Source organism: Vibrio sp. VGrn 2, from assembly GCF_009361695.1.
Classification (GTDB): domain Bacteria; phylum Pseudomonadota; class Gammaproteobacteria; order Enterobacterales; family Vibrionaceae; genus Vibrio; species Vibrio diabolicus.
In genome coordinates, this window is sequence record NZ_RBWD01000003.1 from 245,092 (window position 1) to 267,796 (window position 22,705).

Consider the following 22,705-nt stretch of genomic DNA (forward strand, 5'->3'; position numbering starts at 1 on the left):
TAGAGTATCATTTAAAAACAAAAAGTTTGAGATGGAGATGAGCATATGACGGGGATTCTTGACTCGGTGAATCAGCGTACGCAACTCGTCGGTCAGAACCGATTGGAATTATTGACCTTTCGACTGATGGGCCGACAGCGCTACGGCATTAACGTATTCAAAGTGAAAGAAGTACTGCAGTGCCCTAAGCTGACTTCAATGCCAAATCTACACCCGCTGGTAAAAGGTATCGCTCATATCCGCGGCCATACCGTGTCCGTTATTGATTTGAGCCTGGCAATTGGTGGCCGCCCAACCACTGATCTGGATAAATGTTTTGTTGTTATCGCAGAATTTAACCGTACGATCCAAGCATTTTTGGTATCATCGGTTGAGCGTATTATCAATATGCATTGGGAAGCGATTTTGCCGCCGCCAGACGGTGCGGGTAAAGCGCACTACTTGACCGCAGTGACGAACATCGACAACGAGCTGGTTGAAATCCTTGACGTTGAAAAAATCCTGGCAGAGATTGCGCCGGTTGATGAAACGATGGACTCCGCTATCGGTGAAGAAATCGCGCAAGCAGAACAAGAAAAGCCTATTGTACGCCGTATATTGATTGCCGATGACTCGACTGTCGCGCGCAAACAGGTAGAGCGTGCGATTACATCCATCGGTTTCGAGGTCGTATCTGTCAAAGATGGCAAAGAAGCGTACAATAAGTTGATTGAAATGGCTCAAGAAGGCAATATCTACGATCAAATTTCGTTGGTTATTTCCGATATTGAAATGCCAGAAATGGACGGCTATACCTTAACGGCTGAAATTCGCAGACATGCCGATTTGAAAGACCTTTATGTTATCCTCCATTCTTCATTAAGTGGTGTATTCAACCAGGCTATGGTTGAGCGTGTAGGTGCCAATACCTTCATTGCGAAATTTAACCCAGATGAATTGGGTAACGCGGTTAAATCTGCATTAACACAATAAAAGAGACATTAATGACTGCTATTACAATCAGTGATCAAGAGTATCGTGACTTTAGCCGTTTTCTAGAATCGCAATGTGGCATCGTGTTAGGTGATAGCAAGCAATACCTTGTGCGTAGCCGACTGAGTCCTTTAGTGACGAAGTTTAAGCTCGCATCGTTATCAGATTTGCTACGTGATGTTGTTACAGGGCGCAATCGTGAATTACGAGTGGCCGCTGTGGACGCGATGACGACTAACGAAACCTTGTGGTTTCGAGATACTTATCCGTTCACAGTTTTAGCTGACAAATTATTGCCAGAAGTAGCGGCAAGCAAGCGCCCAATCAAGATCTGGTCTGCAGCCAGTTCATCGGGCCAAGAGCCGTATTCTATTGCAATGACGATTCTGGAAACGCAACAGCGTAAGCCGGGTTTGTTACCAAACGTGTCTATTACAGCAACAGACATTTCAGCAAGTATGCTCGAGATGTGTCGTGCAGGTGTGTATGACAATTTGGCTCTAGGGCGCGGACTTTCACCAGAACGTCGCCGCACCTTCTTTGAGGATGCGGACGGTGGCCGTATGAAAGTCAAAGACAACGTCAAACGTTTGGTGAACTTTCGTCCACAAAACTTGATGGACAGTTATGCACTGATGGGTAAGTTCGACATTATTTTTTGTCGCAACGTGCTGATTTACTTCTCACCGGAAATGAAATCAAAAGTGCTTAACCAAATGGCGAGCAGCTTAAACCCTGGTGGTTATCTGCTGTTAGGGGCATCAGAGTCGCTAACTGGTCTGACTGATAAATTTGAAATGGTGCGCTGTAATCCGGGGATCATTTACAAGCTTAAATAGCGGTATCTCTTCATTGATAAAAAGCCTGACCTAGTGTCAGGCTTTTTTGTTTGCTGGTTTCCTACCTTCGAGTATTTCCACGTTTTCACTCGCTAAATTGAAGCGCGATTTTGCCTTGTTCCCTCATCACGGTGTATCTTTATTAAGTGAACAAAGTGAAACGACATGACATTCCAGTCACTTTGGCTCACTTATTGCTATTCCAATGGGTGATAGCTATTAAGTAGATAGAGCGCTTTATGTTTTTGGCATGCTAATTGCTTTTTGGTTATCAATCACGGTCAGTTCTTAATTGTAGAGGCAAACATGGCTATATCTTTTGACAATGCACTAGGCATCCACCAGCACACGGTGGGCGTACGTGAGCGCAATGCTGAGGTGATTTCCACCAACATTGCACAAGCCAACACGCCTGGTTACAAAGCAAGAGGTTTAGACTTTGCGAAGGAATTGCAAGCGGCAACATCTGGGGCAAGCATTGGTCTTAGTCGTACGGATGGTCGGCATATTCCTGCCACTACAACGTTGGTCGGGGACAAGCTATATCGTCTTCCTACGCAACCTGATACGGGTGATGGCAACACGGTAGATTTGGATTTAGAGCGTAACTTGTTTATGCAAAACCAAATCAGACACCAAGCATCACTCGACTTTCTAGGCAGCAAATTCAAGAACTTAACCAAAGCAATCAAAGGGGAATAATTTAGATGAGCTTATTTAACGTTTTCAATGTGACAGGTTCCGCAATGAGCGCTGAATCCGTTCGTCTGAACACTACCTCAAGCAACTTGGCGAACGCCGACAGTGTCAGCAGCTCTGCGAAAGACACTTATAAAGCGCGCCATGCTGTGTTTGGTGCTGAGTTAAGTAACGCCATGCGTGGCGGTGATACGGTGCCAGTGAAAGTGATGGGTATTGTAGAAAGCGATAAACCGCTGAGTGCGGAGTACAACCCAGACCATCCCCTTGCAAACGAAGAAGGCTACATCTACAAGCCGAACGTGAATGTAATGGAAGAAATGGCGAACATGATTTCAGCTTCTCGCGCATACCAAACCAATGTGCAAGTAGCGGATTCTAGTAAACAAATGCTGCTGCGTACGCTGCAGATGGGTCAATAAGGATAAGGAGGTAGCGTATGGCCGGAATTAACAACGTTGGTCAAAGCGGCTTGTCCTATATCGACCAGCTTAAAAGTCTACAAGAGAGTAACAAGAAGACGGAAGAGAGCACGGGTAAGCAGGACCTAAAGCAGGAAGACTTCTTATCATTGCTCACGAAGCAATTGTCTCAACAGGACCCTTTTAAGCCGGTAAGTAATGACCAGATGATTGCGCAAATGGCTTCATTTGCGACCGTTGATGGCATTGGCAAGATGAACACTCAGTTTGAGAGTTTGAACTCGTCAATGACATCAAACCAAGCGTTACAAGCTTCCTCTTTGGTAGGACGTGACGTATTGGTCCCAGGAGCGGCAGGTGTGAAGCAGGACGACGCGCCAATGGCGGCAATGGTTAAGCTTTCACAATCTATCGATAATCTGTTTGTTCGTGTAGAGGATGAAGCTGGCCAACTGGTTCGTACTTTTGAGGTAGGAGCGAAACCAGCCGGCGACACGCGTGTGCTTTGGGACGGTAAAGATGAAAGCGGAAATCCACTGCCTGCTGGCAAATACAAAGTGAAAGCGTCTGGCTTAGTTGAAGGGGAGTCGCAAGAGTTCCCAGTATCGACATACGCCAACGTAAACAGCGTATTGCTCGGCAAAGGTGACGGAAACGTATTACTCAATCTGGCTGGTTTTGAATCGCCAGTTCGACTTGCAGAAGTTTTGGAAGTCGGCAAAGCGTAGTCATAGCTCGCTAGATTAGGAGATTTTGGAATGTCATATGTATCTTTAAGCGGTTTGTCCGCCGCCCAACTGGATTTGAACACCACCAGTAACAACATTGCGAACGCCAACACGTACGGCTTTAAAGAGTCCCGTGCTGAGTTTGCTGATGTTTACTCTAACTCTTTATTTACTAACGCAAAAACCACGCCGGGTGGTGGTGCGCAAGCAAGCCAAGTGGCGCAGCAGTTCCATGAAGGCTCAAGCATTTACACCAACAACCCAATGGATCTGCGTGTTTCGGGTACAGGTTTCTTCGCCGTGGCGAAGGAGCGTCTGACTCCACAACAGAATGAACTGACACGTAATGGTGCATTCCATTTAAATAAAGAAAACTACATGGTGACCGCGAACGATGAGTTCTTATTAGGTTACCAAGTGGATCCAAGCTCTGGTGAGGTTTCTTCATACGAGCCACAACCTATCAATATTCCTGCTGAATTTGGTAAGCCAAAGCAAACAGCAAACATTGAAGTGGGCGTGAACTTGCCAGCTAACGGCGATTTGAAAGATCCGACTCAGTTTGATTTTTCAGACCCAGATACATACAACCGTTCAACCTCTTCGACTATTTATGACTCGATGGGTCAGTCTTACAAGCTAACGACGTACTACTTGAAAGATCAGACTCAGCCAAACACGTGGAACACTTACTACACCGTGACAGACAAAGAAGGTGAAAAGCCTTTAAACGTTGCGGCAGGTGATGCACAAACGCCAACAGGCCATGTGGGTCATACCATGAAGTTCAACAACGATGGTACGTTGGCGAGCTTGAACAATGGTCAGCCAATTACGTCTGTGGCATTAGGCGATCCGGCGACGAACACGACACCAGTCGATATGAATGGTGCCGATCCTGCGCAGACGCTTAACTTCGGTTTAGGCTCGGCAACACAGTTTGCTGCTCCGTTCGAACTGACTAAGTTCGATGAAGACGGTGCAACAACGGGTTTCCTAACCAAAGTTGACTTCGATGAAAACGGCAGCGTAATGGGGACTTACTCAAACGGTGAAAACGTCACATTGGGTCGTGTTGCGCTAGTACGTGTTCCAAACGAGCAAGGTCTAGATAAGAAGGGCGGTACGCAATGGGATTCAACTCAGTTCTCTGGTGACAAGATTTGGGGTGAATCTAACAAAGGCTCTTTTGGCACCATCAACAACGGTATGCTGGAACAGTCAAACATTGATATGACGCAGGAGCTGGTGGACCTGATTTCTGCTCAGCGTAACTTCCAAGCAAACTCACGTTCGCTAGAAGTGCACAACCAGCTACAACAAAATATCCTGCAGATCCGATAATCTGCATCATCAAGTTAGGCGAGCTTTCGCCGCTTGGCTTGATAACATCATGACATTCATCTGATGCTTAGCCTGAAAATACCTCAGTTCAGGTTAAGCATGCTTTGATCTTTGATTTGCCGCCGTTGCCGCCATGTGGATCAAAACCTTGCCCCTTGTTGCAGTTTTCTGCCACTGAAACCCCTCTTAATCTTTTGTTTCTTATTTAAATATTTGATAAATAAGCTCATTTTATTTTGGCATAACTATTGCTTTTACTCCGTGTACAGAGAAGTTTTTGGAGTAATTTATGGATCGCGCACTGTTTCTCGCAATGAGTGGGGCCAAGCAAAATATGCAGGCACTACAATTGCGTGCTAATAACTTGGCTAACGTAAGCACGACAGGGTTTCGTGCGGATTTAGCACAGGCTCGCTCAATGCAGGCTTATGGTGAAGGCCATCCTTCACGTGTGTTCAGCATGACAGAGCGTCCAGGGCATAACTTTGCTCAAGGTAGCGTGATTACAACAGGGCGTGATCTGGATGTGACGATTGAAGGCAGCGGCTGGATATCGGTACTCGATCACACGGGTAAAGAAGGGTTGACCCGTAACGGTAACCTAAAAGTCGATCAAAATGGCATGCTTACTAACGCAAGTGGCCATTTGGTGCTAGGTGAAAATGATGCGCCGATTACTTTGCCTATTCCTCTCTCCAAAATTGAAATCGGTCGAGATGGCACCATCTCTGTGCTTCCTCAGGGTGCCCCGGCAGAAGAATTCCAAGCGGTTGATCGCATCAAGCTTGTTAAGCCTAATGATCAAAGCTTATTTAAAGACACCAATGGCTTATTTCGCCATAAAACTCCAAACCAACCTTACGAAGCAGACGCGACTGTTAGCCTCCAGACAGGAGCGATTGAAGGCAGTAACGTGAATGCCGTAGGTGAAATGACCGCATTGATTGACTTACAGCGTCAGTTTGAAATGCAAGTCAAGATGATGAGCACTGCTGAAGAGATGGATAAATCTTCAGATTCACTGCTTCGTATGAGTTAACAGAGTTAGAGGTTCACTATGCATCCAGCACTATGGGTAAGTAAAACAGGTCTAGACGCCCAACAAACCAACATTGCCACGATTTCGAACAACTTGGCGAACGCCTCTACTGTGGGCTACAAAAAGAGCCGTGCGGTATTCGAAGATTTGTTCTATCAGAACATCAACCAGCCTGGCGGCCAATCATCTCAGAACACTGAGCTTCCGAGTGGCTTGATGCTAGGTGCGGGTTCTAAAGTGGTTGCGACGCAAAAAGTGCACACGCATGGTAATGCGCAGACAACGACCAACGCACTGGACATGATGGTTGAAGGCGACGGCTTCTTCCAAGTGACGTTGCCGGATGGCAACATCGGTTACACCCGTAACGGTCAGTTCACGTTAAATGGTGAAGGCACGTTGGTCACGTCGGGTTCTGGCTACCCTGTAGAACCTGAAATTGTGATTCCAGAAGATGCGATTTCTATTACTGTCGGTACGGATGGTGAAGTATCGGTTCGCGTCCGTGGTCAGCAAGATAACCAAGTCGTTGGTCAGCTAACCATTACAGACTTTGTTAACCCAGGTGGCCTAGAGCCAATTGGCCAGAACCTTTACTTACCAACGGGTGCCAGTGGCGATCCACAAGAAGGTGTTCCTGGTTTGGACGGTTTGGGTGAAATCCGTCAATCCATGCTGGAAGCGTCTAACGTGAATGTAACGGAGGAGTTGGTCAACATGATCGAAGCCCAGCGCGTTTACGAAATGAACTCAAAAGTGATCTCGTCAGTCGATAAGATGATGAGCTTCGTTAACCAGCAGTTATAACGGTTAAGAGCAAGAATTGAGGAGCTCACGATGAAACGTATTTGTCTACTTGCTTTGATTGCCACGATGTCGGGTTGTGCCATGTTAGAGCCGATTGAAACGGATGAAGTGACACAAGCAACGACGGTGGTTGACGCGGTAGAAGGCGATAAATCGAAAGAAGAGAGCAGCGGTATCGTGGATACACTGCGTGGCAGAAGCGATCCGGTTGCGGGTGATCCTGCATGGGCTCCTATTCATCCGAAAAAGAAACCTGAGCATTATGCTGCTGCAACAGGTTCACTGTTTAGCGCCGAGCACATTACCGATCTTTACGACGATTCCAAGCCACGTGGTATTGGCGACATTATTACCGTGACACTGGATGAGACTACCAGCGCCACGAAAAGCGCCAATGCCGATTTATCGAAAACCAATGAAGCGCAAATGGACCCGCTTCAAGTGGGCGGAGAAGAGCTGCAAATTGGTGGCAAATACAATTTCTCTTATGACTTAAATAACTCAAACTCATTTGCAGGTGACTCTTCTGCAAAGCAGAGCAACAGCATCAGTGGTTACATTACTGTTGAGGTGATTGAAGTTCTGGCAAATGGCAACCTCGTTATCCGTGGAGAAAAATGGATGACGCTTAATACGGGTGATGAGTACATACGTTTAAGCGGCACTATTCGTCCGGATGACATTAGTTTCGATAATACTATTGCATCAAACCGCGTTTCTAACGCAAGAATTCAGTACTCTGGCACCGGTGTACAACAAGATATGCAAGAGCCGGGTTTCTTGGCACGATTCTTTAATGTAGCGCTATAACACGCCGTGCTGACGGCAATTTGACTGCAAGAGATAAGTAAGCATGAAAAAACTCCTTTTAATACTGATGAGCGTTGCTCTGTTTGCTACCGCTGCCCAAGCTGCACGTATCAAAGACGTCGCGCAAGTGGCAGGTGTACGAAGCAACCAACTCGTGGGTTATGGTTTGGTTTCAGGCTTACCTGGCACAGGCGAAGCGAACCCGTTTACGGAGCAAAGTTTCGCCGCTATGCTGCAAAACTTCGGCATTCAGATGCCGCCGGGCACAAAGCCAAAAATTAAAAACGTTGCTGCAGTCATGGTAACGGCAGAGTTGCCGCCTTTCTCTAAACCGGGTCAGCAAGTAGACGTGACAGTCTCTTCCATCGGAAGTGCCAAAAGTTTGCGTGGTGGTACGCTACTGCAAACGTTCCTCAAAGGTCTCGATGGTCAAGTTTACGCGGTTGCTCAAGGTAACTTAGTGGTGAGCGGCTTCAGTGCTGAAGGTGCTGACGGTTCAAAAATCGTAGGTAACAATCCAACCGTTGGTCTTATCTCTAGTGGTGCGACAGTAGAGCGAGAAATTCCAAACCCATTTGGTCGTGGCGATTACATCACGTTCAACTTGCTTGAGTCAGACTTCACAACGGCTCAACGTATGGCGGATGCGGTAAACAACTTCCTTGGCCCACAAATGGCGAGCGCGGTAGACGCGACGTCGGTACGTGTACGTGCCCCTCGTGATGTCAGCCAGCGTGTGGCGTTCTTATCGGCAATTGAAAACCTAGAATTCGACCCAGCAGATGGCGCAGCCAAAATCATCGTTAACTCTCGCACGGGTACCATCGTAGTTGGTAAACATGTTCGTCTCAAACCTGCTGCGGTAACGCATGGTGGCATGACGGTTGCGATCAAAGAAAACCTGAATGTTAGCCAACCTAACGGCTTTTCTGGTGGGCAAACCGTTGTCGTGCCAGACTCGGATATCGAAGTTAGCGAAGAGCAGGGCAAGATGTTTAAGTTTGAGCCAGGCTTAACGTTGGATGATTTGGTCCGTGCAGTGAATCAAGTCGGCGCAGCGCCGTCGGATTTGATGGCTATCTTGCAAGCATTGAAACAAGCTGGTGCCATTGAAGGCCAGTTGATCATCATTTAATGGTTAGGAGGTAGGTATAATGAACAATCCTAACGACATTGGTTTTATTCATGACATCAGTTCGCTGGATACCTTGCGTCAAAAAGCAGTGAAGGAAGGTAAAGATGGCGAGCAAGAAGCATTGCGTGCAGCGGCTCGTCAGTTCGAATCTATTTTCACCTCCATGATGTTGAAATCCATGCGAGAAGCCAATGAGGGCTTTGAGTCCAACATGATGAACAGCCAGAACGAGAAGTTCTATCGACAAATGCTGGATGAGCAGATGGCGAGCGAGCTCAGTTCGTCTGGTTCAATGGGCTTGGCCGATATGATTGTTAAGCAATTAACGGCTGGGCAAGGTAACGACAAGAGTGAAACGGCAATGCGTGATGCGGCAAATAATGCCGTGGAATATCGTCGTGTTGACCCGAAAAAAGCGCGTGAGATTGAACAGCGCTTGATTGAATCTGGTCAGCTATCTCGACCAAGCAATGAACCAACTCGATTCGATTCGCCAGAATCTTTTGTTAACTCGATGAAGCCATACGCGGAGAAAGCCGCGAAAGCCCTAGGTGTCGAGCCATCTCTGCTACTTGCGCAAGCGGCTTTGGAAACCGGGTGGGGACAAAAGGTAGTGAAGAACGCGCGTGGCAGCAGCAACAACTTATTTAACATCAAAGCAGATCGAAGCTGGCTGGGTGACAAAGTGACGACTCAAACGCTAGAGTTCCACGATAATACGCCAGTGAAAGAGACGGCAGCGTTTCGCGCCTACTCAAATTACGAAGACAGCTTTAATGACTTTGTGCGCTTTTTAAATGACAACCCACGTTACGAGACAGCATTGCAACAGCGAGGGAATTCAGAGTCCTTCATTCGCGGCATTCACAGCGCGGGTTACGCGACCGATCCGAATTACGCAGACAAAGTCCTGCAGGTGAAGCAGAAAATCGAAAGTATGTAATTTACTCTTCGCCAGTTCATGTTGTTTTCGAAGGCTTGCCACAGTGCAAGCCTTTACTTTTTCTGAACATTCACACCTCTCTTTTATTTGGCACACCTTTTGCTTTACCTCTCTTTTGTTTGGCACACCTTTTGCTTTGATGTGTCTAGGTGATCGGTTTTGCCGATTTTATTTCGTTTTTGGGGGCATGTATGGCGTCAGATCTTCTGAATGTAGGTACTCAAAGTGTGCTTACTGCTCAGAGACAATTAAACACCACTGGTCATAACATTTCTAATGTTAATACAGAGGGTTATAGCCGCCAGTCTGTTATCCAAGGTACGAATGATCCGCGCATGTTTGGTGGTTCTACCTACGGCATGGGTGTGCATGTGGAAAATGTTCGCCGCTCGTGGGATCAGTTTGCCGTGAATGAACTGAACTTGTCGTCAACCAACAATGCCAACAAAACGGATACCCAAGACAATCTTGATATGCTCTCTAGCATGTTGAGCTCAGTTGCATCGAAGAAAATCCCAGAGAACTTGAACGAGTGGTTCGATGCGATCAAAACCATGGCAGATACCCCGAACGATTTGGGGGCACGGAAAGTGGTATTGGAAAAGGCGAAAATCTTCTCTGATACATTAAATGACTTCCATGAAACCGTGCGATTGCAATCTGATGTGACCAATAAAAAATTGGATATGGGCATTGAACGCGTGAACCAACTTGCGTTGGAAATCCGCGATGTGCATCGGTTAATGATGCGCACACCCGGTCCACATAATGATTTGATGGACCAGCATGAAAAGCTGGTTACTGAGTTATCTGAGTACACCAAAGTTACCGTAACCCCACGCAAAAATGCGGAAGGGTTTAATGTTCACATTGGCAATGGACACACGCTAGTTTCGGGCACGGAAGCAAGCCAGCTCAAAATGATTGACGGCTATCCTGATGTTCACCAAAGACGATTAGCGATGGTGGAAGGAGATGGCATTAAAGCGATCAAGTCTGACGACATGGATGGCAAAATCGGTGCCTTGCTTGAAATGCGCGATAAACACATTCCGCAACTTCAGGATGAAATGGGCCGCTTAGCGACGGGATTTTCCTACAAAATTAATCAGCTGCAATCTCAAGGTCTGGATCTTAACGGTAAGATAGGTAAAGACGTATTTACCGACGTGAACTCTGAGCTGGTGGCAAAATCTCGAGTTTTTGCTGCGCCTGACTCTCAAGCTGATGTTGCGGTTTACATTGATGATATCTCAGCGATCAAAGGTGGTGAATATTCGCTACGTTATGATGGCGACCAGTATAGCGTGACAACACCGAAAGGTGAGCAAATGTCGTTGAACATTGATCAATCGGATTCTTCGTTTGTTCTAGATGGTATGAAAGTGCAAATTGGTGAAGGTCTTGCCGCTGGTGAGCGCGTATTGTTGCGCCCAACACGAAGTGGCGCAGCCATCATCAAGATGGAAACCAATGATGCGAAAGCCATTGCCGCGCAAAGTTATGAAGCTTCAACCACTTTTGCTCAAGGTAACGCCAAGTTCAAAATTCGTGAGGCGGGGGATGTCAAAGAGTTTGAGGTCACCGTACAACCAGCTGACGAGAAACATGATAAGCCGTGGTTAAAGATCACGGACAACAAAGGCAATTTGCTATCGGACAAATACTCATACCCGCTAGACAAAGATAACCCGATGATTGAAATCTCAGTGCCGAAAAGTCATCCGCTGTATAAAAATGGCGATGCGACTGTATTTGAGCTGAGCGAAGGTGCGCTGATGAATGACAAGTTCACCGCGAACTTGGTGCCTTCGGAAGGTGGTAATGGCAACTTGAGAAAAATGCAGAAGATCCAAACAGACAAGATGATGGACGGAAAATCCAGTACTTTGATTGATGTTTATCACAACCTCAATACCGAAGTCGGATTGAAATCTTCTACAGCAAACCGATTAGCCTCTGTCGCTCGCTTAGAGCATGAAGCGGCACAAGAGCGCGTTGCTTCTATCTCTGGCGTTAACCTCGATGAAGAAGCGGCCAACATGATGAAGTTTCAACAAGCGTACATGGCTTCATCACGTGTGATGCAAGCGGCGAATGATACCTTCAATACCATTTTACAACTGAGGTAAGGAGAAGAGATAAGTGCTAACCCGAATTTCTAGTTTCCACAACTATCAGTCCGTACAAAATGATTTGCGTCGTCAAGAGAATAAGGTTCACCATAACCAAGAGCAACTAGCTTCAGGGAAAAAGTTACTGAAACCTAGCGATGATCCCCTTGCGTCGCATTACATTCAAAATATTAGTCAGCAACAAGAACAGCTACAACAATATCTTAGCTCGATAGTGTTGGTGCGTAATCGTCTAGAAAACCACGAAGTTAATATCGCCAATGCGGAGAATTTTGCCGACGAGTCGAAGCGCTTAACGATGGAGATGATTAACGGTGCCTTTTCTGCGGAAGACCGACAAGCAAAGAAGCGTGAGTTAGAAGAGATTGCGAACAACTTCCTTAACTTAGTGAACTCGCAAGATGAATCTGGTAACTACGTGTTTGCGGGCACTAAGCCAAAAAGCCAACCATTCTATCGCGATAAAGACGGTAGCGTGCAATACGCTGGAGACGATTACCAGCGCAAAATGAAAGTCTCCAGCATGCTTGAGATGCCAATGAACGATCCTGGCAGCAAGCTGTTTATGGAGATACCAAACCCATTTGGCGATTATCAGCCGAATTACGATCTACAAAACGGTTCTGAGTTGCTATTAAACAGAGCCACTAACGTTGATACGAAGGATGATGCGGCGTATCGCGTGACATTTGTCGATATGAACAACGGCAAATTTGGTTACCAACTAGAGCGTAACGGTAAAGTCGTGGATGCCGATGAGTTTTCTCCAGAAAAAGGCATTGAGTACAAAGGCCTGAAAGTGCACGTAAAAGGTCAAATTACGCCTGGCGACAGCATCGAGATTGAAAAGCGGGCAGAGTTCAGCATTTTCGATACCTTCAAGGATGCAATGGCGTGGTCAGATAAATCGGTGTCGGATACGTCGGCGACCGCCAAATTGCACCAAATGACAGAAGAATTTCACGCTGCTTTTATCCATTTGAATAAAGCGCGTACTGATGCTGGCGCTCGATTGAGCACGCTCGATATCCAAGAGCAAAACCACGAAGACTTTAATTTGTCTCTGGCGAAAGCGAAGAGCAACTTTGAGGATTTGGATTACTCTAAAGCCGTTATCGAGTTCAGTGAAAACTCGCGAGCGTTACAGGCATCGCAACAAGCATTCGGTAAGACCAAAGATCTAACTCTGTTTAACTATATTTAGTCTGATTTAAGACACACTGTCTGATTTTTGATGCCTTATGTGCAAAGCCTTAAGTGCGATAAATCGACGTAAATTAAGAGTCAGGCTATGCGGCACGATTTTACCCAAAGCGGCAATGACGCGAGAGGCAAGTCGGGCGGCAACAAAGTAGCGGTCAATATCCATGAAGCAAGATGAGCCTCATTATCCGGAAATGGTTTAGTGATAACGCTAACTTATTGTTTATGTGCTCCTTTTAAGAGCGGTGAAATAAATTTTATAAGTTGGCACACAAATTGTATTGAAAATATCAGAACAGATTTAGAGATTCTAAACCCTGCGTTTAAGGCAGATTTAGCAAGTAATTTTTACGGTCAGTGCTTATCCAAATGAGAGTAAAGCTGGCCGCTTCGCAAAAGCTTGCGAACTCAAAAGGAGAGCAAAATGGCTGTAACAGTTAGTACTAACGTCTCCGCGATGACCGCGCAGCGTTACCTAAACAAAGCGACTGACGAATTAAACACGTCGATGGAGCGCTTATCTTCAGGACATAAGATTAACAGTGCAAAAGATGATGCGGCAGGTCTACAGATCTCTAACCGCTTAACTGCACAGTCTCGTGGTCTAGATGTCGCAATGCGTAACGCGAACGATGGTATCTCGATTGCACAAACCGCTGAAGGTGCGATGAATGAGGCAACATCTGTCATGCAACGTATGCGTGACCTTGCTATTCAATCATCGAACGGTACTAACTCTCCGGCTGAGCGTCAGGCGATCAACGAAGAGTCAATGGCATTGATTGACGAGCTAAACCGTATCGCAGAAACCACGTCATTCGGTGGCCGTCGTCTATTGAACGGCTCATTCGGTGAAGCGGCATTCCAGATTGGTGCGAGCTCAGGTGAAGCAATGATTATGGGGCTAACCAGCATTCGTGCGGACGATACTCGCATGGGCGGTGTGACCTTCTTATCGGAAAACGGTAAAGATAAAGATTGGGGCGTTGACCCAGCTAAATCGGATCTAAAAATCACTTTGCCAGGTATGGGTGAAGACGAAGACGGCAATGTCGATGATCTAGAAATCAACATTAATGCAAAAGCAGGTGACGACATCGAAGAGCTTGCAACGTACATTAATGGTCAGTCTGATATGATCAACGCGTCTGTAAGTGAAGATGGCAAGTTACAAGTTTTTGTTGCACATCCAAACGTTCAGGGTGAAATTTCAATTTCGGGTGGATTGGCGTCTGAGCTTGGTTTGAGCGATGAACCTCTTAGAACATCAGTACAAGATATTGATATGACAACCGTACAAGGTTCTCAAAACGCTATCTCTGTGCTGGATTCGGCACTGAAATACGTGGATTCACAACGTGCGGATCTGGGTGCGAAGCAAAACCGTCTGAGTCACAGCATCAACAACTTGGCAAACATCCAAGAAAACGTTGACGCGTCGAACAGCCGAATTAAAGACACGGACTTTGCGAAAGAAACCACGCAAATGACCAAAGCACAAATTTTGCAACAAGCAGGTACATCGATTCTTGCTCAAGCGAAACAGTTGCCAAACTCTGCAATGTCGCTATTGCAGTAGTTTACTTAGCCTGTACTCAATACATTCAGACGTGGATGGGAATGCAGGCTTTTGGCAAGCAACTTTATAATAGAATGAGCGGCTCTCTCATCTCTCACCTGCCAATCATTTTCAATGTAAAGTTGCACTCGGTATGCCGGAAATGTGTTCATTTCTCTTGATCTCCACATAGGCTCTGGCGACCAACCTAGCCCCAGTTCTCTCAAAGGAAAAGGGGCTTTTTCTTTTCTAATTCTCACGTCTATCGTCTGCGAACTTACCTTCAATTGTTTCCTTTTGCTGATTTTCTATACAATTTGGCCCTCTCGGCTCGATTTGTGGAAACTTGAGCACTTTTTCTTACTTTTCTTCAATTTTTTTAGCCAAATCTCGCAATGTTATTTTTTTAAATTTTTTTCTAAAGCTTCTGAATTTGGTGTCGTTAATAGGGGTAACTTTGAGAGAACTACTTGGTTTTCCGAGACGTCGGAAACCGCTATACCGGAAAATCAATTGGAGAAATCACCATGGCAGTGAATGTAAACACTAACGTATCAGCGATGACCGCTCAGCGTTACCTAAACAACGCAAACTCAGCTCAACAAACTTCTATGGAGCGTTTGTCTTCGGGTTTCAAAATCAACAGCGCAAAAGATGACGCTGCGGGTCTACAAATCTCGAACCGTTTGAACGTACAAAGCCGTGGTTTGGATGTGGCGGTTCGCAACGCGAACGACGGTATCTCAATTGCACAAACCGCTGAAGGTGCAATGAACGAGACCACTAACATTCTTCAACGTATGCGTGACTTGTCTCTACAATCAGCAAACGGCTCAAACTCGAAATCAGAGCGTGTGGCGATTCAAGAAGAAGTGACCGCGCTAAATGACGAACTAAACCGTATCGCAGAAACCACTTCTTTCGGTGGTAACAAGCTACTAAACGGCACACACGGCGCGAAATCGTTCCAAATCGGTGCGGATAACGGTGAAGCAGTGATGCTTGAGCTAAAAGACATGCGTTCAGACAACAAAATGATGGGCGGTGTGAGCTACCAAGCTGAAAGTGGTAAAGGTAAAGACTGGAACGTTGCTGAAGGTAAGAACGACCTAAAAATCAACCTAACGGACAGCTACGGCCAAGAGCAAGAAATCAACATCAGCGCAAAAGCAGGTGACGATATCGAAGAGCTTGCGACTTACATTAACGGTCAAACTGACCTAGTGAAAGCCTCAGTAGACCAAGACGGTAAACTGCAAATCTTTGCTGGCAACAACAAAGTCGAAGGCGAAGTCGAGTTTTCAGGCGGCCTATCTGGTGAACTAGGTTTAGGCGAAGGTAAAAAAGTAACGGTAGATACTATCGACGTAACCTCAGTTGGTGGCGCACAAGAATCTGTGGCTATAATCGATGCGGCACTGAAATACGTCGACAGCCACCGCGCAGAGCTGGGTGCATTCCAGAACCGTTTCAACCATGCAATCAGCAACTTGGACAACATCAACGAGAACGTGAATGCGTCGAAGAGTCGTATCAAAGATACAGATTTCGCGAAAGAAACGACTCAAATGACCAAGTCACAAATTCTATCGCAAGCGTCAAGCTCAATCCTTGCGCAAGCGAAACAAGCGCCAAACTCAGCGCTAAGTCTGTTAGGTTAATCACCTTAATAAGACAAGATACAAAAGCCAGGCTCATCCCTGGCTTTTTTGCTTATCGGCTATAACGATTTAGATGCGTCCCAACAGGATGTTCGACAAGGCACTCATATCGATTAGATGGTCTCTTTAAATACCAATGTTGCCGCGATGGTGGCGCAGAGACACCTGAGTCAAGCGGCAGCGCAAAACGTCGAGTCACAACGGAACCTCACTTCTGGTTTTCGAATTAACTCGGCGAGTGATGATGCGGCAGGTTTACAGATATCGAATACTCTCCATGTGCAAACGAGAGGGCTTGATGTCGCCTTAAGAAATGCGCACGATGCTTATTCGGTCGCGCAAACCGCGGAAGGCGCGTTACATGAGAGCAGTGATATTTTGCAACGGTTACGCTCTCTAGGGCTTCAAGCGGCAAATGGTAGTAACGATACCAGTGACCGACAAAGCATCCAATACGAGGTCGTAGCGCTGCAGGATGAGCTTGATCGTGTCGCGATCACGACAACATTTGCGGATAAAAACCTGTTTGATGGATCTTACGGTTCACAAAGTTTCCATATTGGAGCGAACGCTAACTCAATCTCTTTGACGTTACGTAATATGCGTAGCCATATCCCACAGATGGGAGGGAAGCATTATGTTGGTGATGCGGTCGATAAAGATTGGCGAGTCACTCAAGGTAACCAAACCCTCAAAGTCGAATACCAAGACAGTAAAGGGCAAACCCAAACGGAATCCATTGGGCTCAAATTGGGTGATCGCGTAGAACAGGTCGCCACTTACATCAATGCCCAACAATCGGTAGTGAGTGCCTCAGTAACGGAAAACAACGAACTGCAATTCTTCGCTTCTACGATGAAGGCGCCAGAGGGTGTGGTTCTCGAAGGGAGTTTAGCGGATGAGCTTGATGTGAGCGCTGGTCAATTAGTCACAATGGATGACATTGATATGTCGACGGCAGGTAAGGCTCAGCTTTCAGTTGGGGTGATTGATGCAGCAATTAAGTACGTTGATTCGCACCGAAGTGAAATTGGCAGCTTTCAGAACCGTGTAAACGGCTCGATGGATAACTTAAATACTGTGAATCGGAGTGTTACAGAGTCCAAGAGTCGAATAAGAGATACAGACTTCGCAAGAGAATCTACGGAAATGGTGCGTTCTCAAGTGCTCCAAGATGCGACAACTGCGTTATTGGCTCAGGCAAAACAAAGGCCGAGTTCGGCACTTGGTCTACTCAGTTGAATCCGGTAAGAAAGTATAAACTTCAGGTAATAAAAAACGCTGCCAATGGCAGCGTTTTTTCGTGTTCGGCTAAGTAAAAATTACTTAGTTACACGTAGAACTGGAGTTTCACCAACAGTCACAGAACCAGAAAGCTTGTTTAGCTCTTTGATTTCGTCCATGTTAGAGATAACAACTGGAGTTAGCGTTGACTTCGCTTTCTCTTCTAGAAGAGCTAGATCGAATTCAATTACAGTGTCGCCAGCTTTAACAGTTTGACCTTCTTCAGCGATACGCGTGAAGCCTTCACCTTTTAGTTCAACTGTGTCGATACCGAAGTGAACGAAAAGCTCAACACCGTCATCAGACTCGATAGAGAATGCGTGGTTAGTTTCGAAGATCTTACCGATAGTACCGTTTACAGGAGCTACCATTTTGTTGCCTGCTGGCTTGATAGCAATACCGTCACCAACGATTTTCTCAGCGAAAACAACATCTGGCACGTCTTCGATGTTTACAATCTCACCAGAAAGTGGCGCGATGATTTCGATAGCACCAGCGTCAGCGCTGTCATCAGATACAAGCTTCTTAAGTTTGTCAAACAGACCCATTGTGTCATGCTCCTAAGGTTTGGTTTTATTCTGTCGAATTATAGTATACCAATATAGCGCATTAGACGACTTTTTTCGCCGTCTAATGGCCATTAAGTATTGAATTACTTGGTACTACCGATTACTGAGCTTTCTCAGCAATAAACTTTTCTACCACTGCTTCGATTTCTGCAGCTGTTGGTAGAGAAAGGGCTTCTTCCGCCATTGCTTTCACTTCTGCGAAGTTAGAGTTACGAACTACTTTCTTCACTTTAGGGATTGAAATGCCGCTCATTGAGAACTCGTCCAGACCCATACCTAGAAGTAGAAGCGTTGCACGCTCGTCACCTGCAAGTTCACCACACATACCAGTCCATTTACCTTCTGCGTGAGAAGCGTCGATAACTTGCTTGATCACGGTTAGTACTGCTGGTGATAGTGGGTTGTAAAGATGAGAGATCATCTCGTTACCACGGTCTACCGCTAGCGTGTACTGGGTTAGGTCGTTTGTACCGATAGAGAAGAAAGACACTTCCTTCGCTAAGTGGTGTGCGATCGCAGCAGCAGCAGGAGTTTCAACCATAACACCGATTTCGATGTTTTCGTCGAACGCGTGGCCTTCAGCGCGTAGCTCTTCTTTGTACTCTTCGATCGCTTTCTTAAGCTCACGGATTTCTTCAACAGAGATGATCATTGGGAACATGATACGCAGTTTACCGTGTGCAGACGCACGTAGGATGCCACGTAGCTGATCACGAAGGATTTCACGACGATCCAGACTGATACGTACAGCACGCCAGCCTAGGAATGGGTTCATCTCTTTTGGAAGATCCATGTATGGGAGATCTTTATCGCCGCCGATATCCATTGTACGGATGATCACAGCTTGACCGTTCATTGCTTCTGCAACTTCTTTGTACGCTTGGTACTGTTCTTCTTCAGTTGGTAGCGCAGTACGGTCCATAAATAGGAATTCAGTACGGTACAGACCAACACCTTCACCGCCGTTACGGAGGATACCGTCACAGTCTTTCACTGTACCGATGTTACCGCAAACTTCTACACGGTGACCGTCAGTCGTTTCTGCGTGCAGGTCTTTCAGTTTCGCTAGCTCTTCTTTTTCAGCTAGGAATGCCGCTTTAACCGCTTTCGCTTCTTCTAGTTCAGCTTCTGATGGGTTAACAACAATCTTGTTGTTCATCGCGTCAAGAATCAGCATATCGCCATTCTTAACTTTTTTCGTGATGTCGTTAGTACCAACGATAGCTGGAAGCTCAAGAGAGCGAGCCATGATTGAAGTGTGAGATGTACGACCGCCGATATCACAAGCAAAACCAAGTACGTAGTCTAGGTTAATTTGTGCCGTTTCAGATGGCGTTAGGTCGTAAGCAACTAGGATAACTTCTTCATTGATGTCGCTAAGCGAAACAATGTTGATACCCAGTGCGTTTTTCACAAAACGAGAACCGATATCGCGGATGTCAGTTGCACGTTCTTTTAGGTATTCGTCATCTAGTGACTCAAGAGCACATGCTTGCTCTTCGATAACTGAGTGGATAGCGTGATCCGCAGTCATCTTGTCGTTTTTGATAAGTGCTAGGATCTCTTCTTCTAGCTCTTCGTCTTCAAGAAGCATGATGTGACCTTCAAAGATCGCTTCTTTTTCTTCACCAAACGTTTCAAGCGCTTTTTGCTTGATAGTTTCTAGCTGAGCTGCAGATTTGTTACGAGCGTCGAAGAAACGCTGAACTTCAGCTTCTACTTGATCGTCAGAAATAGTGTTTGTGTTTAGGACAATTTCATCTTCTTGAAGTAGTAGTGCTTTACCGATTGCAATACCAGGAGATGCTAGGATGCCTGAAATCATAGCCTTACCTTAAGTTTGGTCAACTTTATAAAACGGGAGAATAATGGGTGCGCTAACGAATAGTTTTAGCTTAGTTTTGAGCCTATTTCCAACGAAGCCATTTTGCTTTCACAAAATGGCTTCTGGAGTAGGAGACCGGATTAGTGTAGTTGGTCCATTAGAGCAACTAGGTGGTCAACTGCTTGCTGAGCTTGTGGGCCTTCAGCAGAAATAGTTACTTGAGTACCTTTTACTAGGCCTAGTGTTTGTAGTTTGAATAGGCTCTTAGCGCTAGCGCTTTTACCGTTAGAAGTCACAGTGATGTCTGCGTCGAATGCTTTTGCTTCTTTAACAAACTGTGCAGCTGGACGAGTGTGAAGGCCGTTTTCTGCTGTGATTTCTACTTGCTTCTCGTACATGTGATATACCCCAATAAATGTATTTTTTTGTTAGTTTGTGACTAGATTTTAGCTTAACTGCTTTACATCTTGTGCGCTAGCACGGGAAGAGTTCAAAGCGCGTCAGTTCTGATACTAGTCAAAAGTTTGGTAACTACGCAACTGTTTGCGTGCGTAATCACTTTGAAACCTTTTTGTGTTCTGCTTCTTTATTTTGAAGCTAGAAATAAAACACCCTGATATTACCAAAGGTAGGGCAGGGATCAACAAAAAAGCCCCTAAACGGGGCTTTTTTAAACTAAAAATTGATTTGAACACATATTATTGTTGGTTCTCTTTTTCGGTAAAGATACCTGCAAAGAGTGCTGTACTTAGGTAACGCTCACCTGAACTTGGTAGAACGGTTACAATTGTTTTTCCTTCAAATTCAGGTAGTTCTGCAAGTCGGTTAGCTGCAACAACAGCCGCGCCAGATGAGATGCCAGCTAGGATACCCTCTTCTTCCATTAGGCGACGAGCCATCTCAATCGCTTCTTCTGAGGTGACTTGCTCAACACGGTCAATAATGTCTAAATCGAGGTTACCTGGGATAAAACCAGCACCGATACCTTGGATTTTGTGCGGAGCAGGTTGGATTTCTTCTCCAGCAAGTGCTTGTGCAATAACTGGAGACTCTGCTGGCTCAACTGCGACAGAAGTGATGGCTTTGCCTTTTTCACCTTTGATGTAACGGCTTGTACCTGTGATAGTACCGCCCGTACCGACACCAGCAACGAATACGTCGATTTCACCGTCTGTCGCTTCCCAAATCTCAGGGCCCGTAGTCTTTTCGTGGATCTCTGGGTTCGCAGGGTTGTCAAATTGTTGAAGAAGTAGGTATTTCTCAGGGTTGCTTGCTACGATTTCTTCTGCTTTAGCAATCGCCCCTTTCATGCCTTTCGCCGCTTCAGTCAGCTCAAGGTTAGCGCCCAGTGCTTTAAGTAGCTTACGGCGTTCTAGGCTCATTGATTCAGGCATGGTCAATGTTAGCTTGTAACCGCGAGCGGCCGCTACGAATGCTAGAGCAACACCTGTGTTACCACTGGTAGGTTCTACAAGCTCTACACCTGGCTTAAGAAGCCCCGCTTTCTCTGCTTCCCAAATCATGTTTGCACCGATACGGCACTTAACACTGAAGCTAGGGTTACGCGCTTCAATTTTCGCAAGAACTTTGCCGTTGCTTACTTTGTTTAGACGAACGAGAGGTGTATTACCAATAGTAAGAGAGTTATCTTCGTAGATTTTGCTCATAGTGATGTTCCTTCATTACACGTTGTGTGAATATGGATAGAAGAATATGCGGTATGAAAAAAAGGGAAAAGGATTAAAAAGTTATATCTTATTAGGTTGGCCCAGAACTTGATAAAAGAAAAGGGAAAAGCTGGCGCTGATCCCTTTCCTTAATCTCTAGTCGACTATCGTTGGTGCTTAAACTCCGCGACCCACATAGCGGTTGCACCACATATTGCTACAGGCATGACAATGAGGTTCAAAATTGGGATCGTCGTAAACACAGACACCAATACCCCAAAGCCATAGGCCTTACCTTGCTTTTGTTTCAATTTGTAACGCATGTCGTTAAATGGGATTTTATGGTTATCAAACGGGTAGTCACAATATTGAATCGCGAGCATCCAGGCGGTAAAGATAAACCATAAAAATGGGCCTACTGTTTGTCCAAGGGCAGGGATGAGCAATAACAGGAATAGGCCTATTGCTTTAGGTAAGATGTAAAGCAGCTTTCTCCACTCACGAGCTAAAACGCGAGGAATATCTTTCAGGACGGCAGTGAAACCATCATCATTTACTTTTTGTCCCGTTAAGTACTCTTCCACTTTTTCAGCTAAGAGGCCATTGAATGGCGCGGCGATAAAGTTCGCGAGTGTGCTGAAAAAATAGGAGAAGGTAGCGAGTATTGTCAGAGCGAGTAAAGGCCAAAGAATGTAAGTTAACCAGGATAAAAACTCAGGCAGCTGCCCAATCCAGTCTTCGATCCATATATTAAGGTTTGAAAATAGATAGAAGATGGCACCACCCACAAGCAAGATATTTGCAAGTAGAGGTAAGATGACAAAGCGTCTGATTTTAGGGGCAAGTGCCAATTGTATCCCGTATAGAAAATAACCGAATCCGGTTCTCTGCTGATTGTTTTGCTTCATGTCTATTTTGGCTTCGTGTAAATGAAAACTCATTGTACCTGTGAGGACTTTTCTTTCAATGCCCTGACAAATGACGTCTTGTTAAGTGGAATCGTGGCAAGAATCACAACAAAAAACGGAACTTCTTGCATTAAGTTGTTCTAAATCTACATATAGT

22 protein-coding genes are annotated in these 22,705 nt (G+C 45.7%); 16 read left to right on the forward strand and 6 right to left on the reverse strand.

Features of this window, described 5'->3' with window-relative positions; all coding sequences use genetic code 11:
- Nucleotides 1–45 precede the first annotated feature (45 nt).
- The 13 genes from D8S93_RS07695 (at nt 46) to flgL (ending at nt 13,077) form a co-directional block, all read left to right on the forward strand.
- Nucleotides 46–972 carry a chemotaxis protein CheV gene (locus tag D8S93_RS07695; protein ID WP_005382022.1) on the forward strand — a complete coding sequence of 309 codons (927 nt, stop codon included), beginning with the start codon at nt 46–48 and terminating at the stop codon, nt 970–972.
- 11 nt (nt 973–983) lie between these two features.
- The gene (locus D8S93_RS07700; RefSeq protein WP_005393137.1) at nt 984–1,811 is read left to right on the forward strand and encodes a protein-glutamate O-methyltransferase; all 828 of its coding nucleotides are present in this window, start codon (nt 984–986) and stop codon (nt 1,809–1,811) included.
- Between the two features lie 306 nt (nt 1,812–2,117).
- A complete protein-coding gene (flgB, locus tag D8S93_RS07705; protein WP_005382026.1) occupies nt 2,118–2,513 on the forward strand; it encodes a flagellar basal body rod protein FlgB in 396 nt (131 codons plus the stop codon).
- A 5-nt stretch (nt 2,514–2,518) separates the two neighbouring features.
- Nucleotides 2,519–2,932: a flagellar basal body rod protein FlgC gene (flgC, locus tag D8S93_RS07710; RefSeq protein WP_005393132.1), complete on the forward strand. Its 414-nt coding sequence runs from the start codon at nt 2,519–2,521 to the stop codon at nt 2,930–2,932.
- Between the two features lie 17 nt (nt 2,933–2,949).
- Nucleotides 2,950–3,660, forward strand: a complete 711-nt coding sequence (flgD, locus tag D8S93_RS07715; protein WP_005393125.1) for a flagellar hook assembly protein FlgD — start codon at nt 2,950–2,952, stop codon at nt 3,658–3,660.
- Between the two features lie 30 nt (nt 3,661–3,690).
- Nucleotides 3,691–5,004: a flagellar hook protein FlgE gene (gene flgE / locus D8S93_RS07720; RefSeq protein WP_005393123.1), complete on the forward strand. Its 1,314-nt coding sequence runs from the start codon at nt 3,691–3,693 to the stop codon at nt 5,002–5,004.
- 289 nt (nt 5,005–5,293) lie between these two features.
- Complete coding sequence (flgF, locus tag D8S93_RS07725) at nt 5,294–6,043, forward strand: flagellar basal-body rod protein FlgF (protein WP_005382031.1); 750 nt, start codon at nt 5,294–5,296, stop codon at nt 6,041–6,043.
- Between the two features lie 18 nt (nt 6,044–6,061).
- Nucleotides 6,062–6,850 carry a flagellar basal-body rod protein FlgG gene (gene flgG / locus D8S93_RS07730; protein ID WP_005382032.1) on the forward strand — a complete coding sequence of 263 codons (789 nt, stop codon included), beginning with the start codon at nt 6,062–6,064 and terminating at the stop codon, nt 6,848–6,850.
- Between the two features lie 30 nt (nt 6,851–6,880).
- Nucleotides 6,881–7,660 (forward strand): flagellar basal body L-ring protein FlgH, encoded by a 780-nt coding sequence (gene flgH, locus D8S93_RS07735; RefSeq protein ID WP_006743029.1) that lies wholly within the window; start codon nt 6,881–6,883, stop codon nt 7,658–7,660.
- Nucleotides 7,661–7,703: 43 nt separating this feature from the next.
- Nucleotides 7,704–8,795: a flagellar basal body P-ring protein FlgI gene (locus D8S93_RS07740; protein ID WP_145532375.1), complete on the forward strand. Its 1,092-nt coding sequence runs from the start codon at nt 7,704–7,706 to the stop codon at nt 8,793–8,795.
- Between the two features lie 16 nt (nt 8,796–8,811).
- Nucleotides 8,812–9,738, forward strand: a complete 927-nt coding sequence (gene flgJ, locus D8S93_RS07745; protein ID WP_114323790.1) for a flagellar assembly peptidoglycan hydrolase FlgJ — start codon at nt 8,812–8,814, stop codon at nt 9,736–9,738.
- Between the two features lie 191 nt (nt 9,739–9,929).
- Nucleotides 9,930–11,870, forward strand: a complete 1,941-nt coding sequence (gene flgK / locus D8S93_RS07750) for a flagellar hook-associated protein FlgK (RefSeq protein WP_152812673.1) — start codon at nt 9,930–9,932, stop codon at nt 11,868–11,870.
- 13 nt (nt 11,871–11,883) lie between these two features.
- Complete coding sequence (gene flgL / locus D8S93_RS07755; protein ID WP_005393113.1) at nt 11,884–13,077, forward strand: flagellar hook-associated protein FlgL; 1,194 nt, start codon at nt 11,884–11,886, stop codon at nt 13,075–13,077.
- Nucleotides 13,078–13,083: 6 nt separating this feature from the next.
- Here flgL and D8S93_RS24825 read toward each other — a convergent pair whose 3' ends face one another.
- Nucleotides 13,084–13,242, reverse strand: coding sequence for a hypothetical protein (locus D8S93_RS24825; protein WP_181869548.1), 159 nt, complete (start codon nt 13,240–13,242; stop codon nt 13,084–13,086).
- 258 nt (nt 13,243–13,500) lie between these two features.
- Here D8S93_RS24825 and D8S93_RS07760 point away from each other — a divergent pair, with 258 nt between their 5' ends.
- The 3 genes from D8S93_RS07760 to D8S93_RS07780 all read left to right on the forward strand — a co-directional run bounded on the left by D8S93_RS07760 (nt 13,501) and on the right by D8S93_RS07780 (nt 17,537).
- On the forward strand, nt 13,501–14,655 hold the full coding sequence (locus D8S93_RS07760) for a flagellin (protein ID WP_006743025.1): 1,155 nt from the start codon (nt 13,501–13,503) through the stop codon (nt 14,653–14,655).
- Between the two features lie 506 nt (nt 14,656–15,161).
- Nucleotides 15,162–16,295 (forward strand): flagellin, encoded by a 1,134-nt coding sequence (locus tag D8S93_RS07775; RefSeq protein WP_005393103.1) that lies wholly within the window; start codon nt 15,162–15,164, stop codon nt 16,293–16,295.
- A 117-nt stretch (nt 16,296–16,412) separates the two neighbouring features.
- Nucleotides 16,413–17,537 carry a flagellin gene (locus D8S93_RS07780; protein ID WP_152812675.1) on the forward strand — a complete coding sequence of 375 codons (1,125 nt, stop codon included), beginning with the start codon at nt 16,413–16,415 and terminating at the stop codon, nt 17,535–17,537.
- Between the two features lie 80 nt (nt 17,538–17,617).
- On the opposite strand, the gene crr is transcribed toward D8S93_RS07780, so the two are convergent.
- The 5 genes from crr to cysZ form a co-directional block, all read right to left on the reverse strand.
- On the reverse strand, nt 17,618–18,127 hold the full coding sequence (crr, locus tag D8S93_RS07785) for a PTS glucose transporter subunit IIA (protein WP_005382041.1): 510 nt from the start codon (nt 18,125–18,127) through the stop codon (nt 17,618–17,620).
- Nucleotides 18,128–18,248: 121 nt separating this feature from the next.
- Entirely contained in the window at nt 18,249–19,973 is a 1,725-nt protein-coding gene (gene ptsI / locus D8S93_RS07790; RefSeq protein WP_005393100.1) for a phosphoenolpyruvate-protein phosphotransferase PtsI, read from the reverse strand.
- A 140-nt stretch (nt 19,974–20,113) separates the two neighbouring features.
- Nucleotides 20,114–20,371: an HPr family phosphocarrier protein gene (locus D8S93_RS07795; RefSeq protein WP_005382043.1), complete on the reverse strand. Its 258-nt coding sequence runs from the start codon at nt 20,369–20,371 to the stop codon at nt 20,114–20,116.
- Between the two features lie 300 nt (nt 20,372–20,671).
- Entirely contained in the window at nt 20,672–21,640 is a 969-nt protein-coding gene (gene cysK / locus D8S93_RS07805) for a cysteine synthase A (protein WP_047009545.1), read from the reverse strand.
- Between the two features lie 164 nt (nt 21,641–21,804).
- Nucleotides 21,805–22,548, reverse strand: coding sequence for a sulfate transporter CysZ (cysZ, locus tag D8S93_RS07810; RefSeq protein ID WP_134648072.1), 744 nt, complete (start codon nt 22,546–22,548; stop codon nt 21,805–21,807).
- Nucleotides 22,549–22,705: the final 157 nt, after the last annotated feature.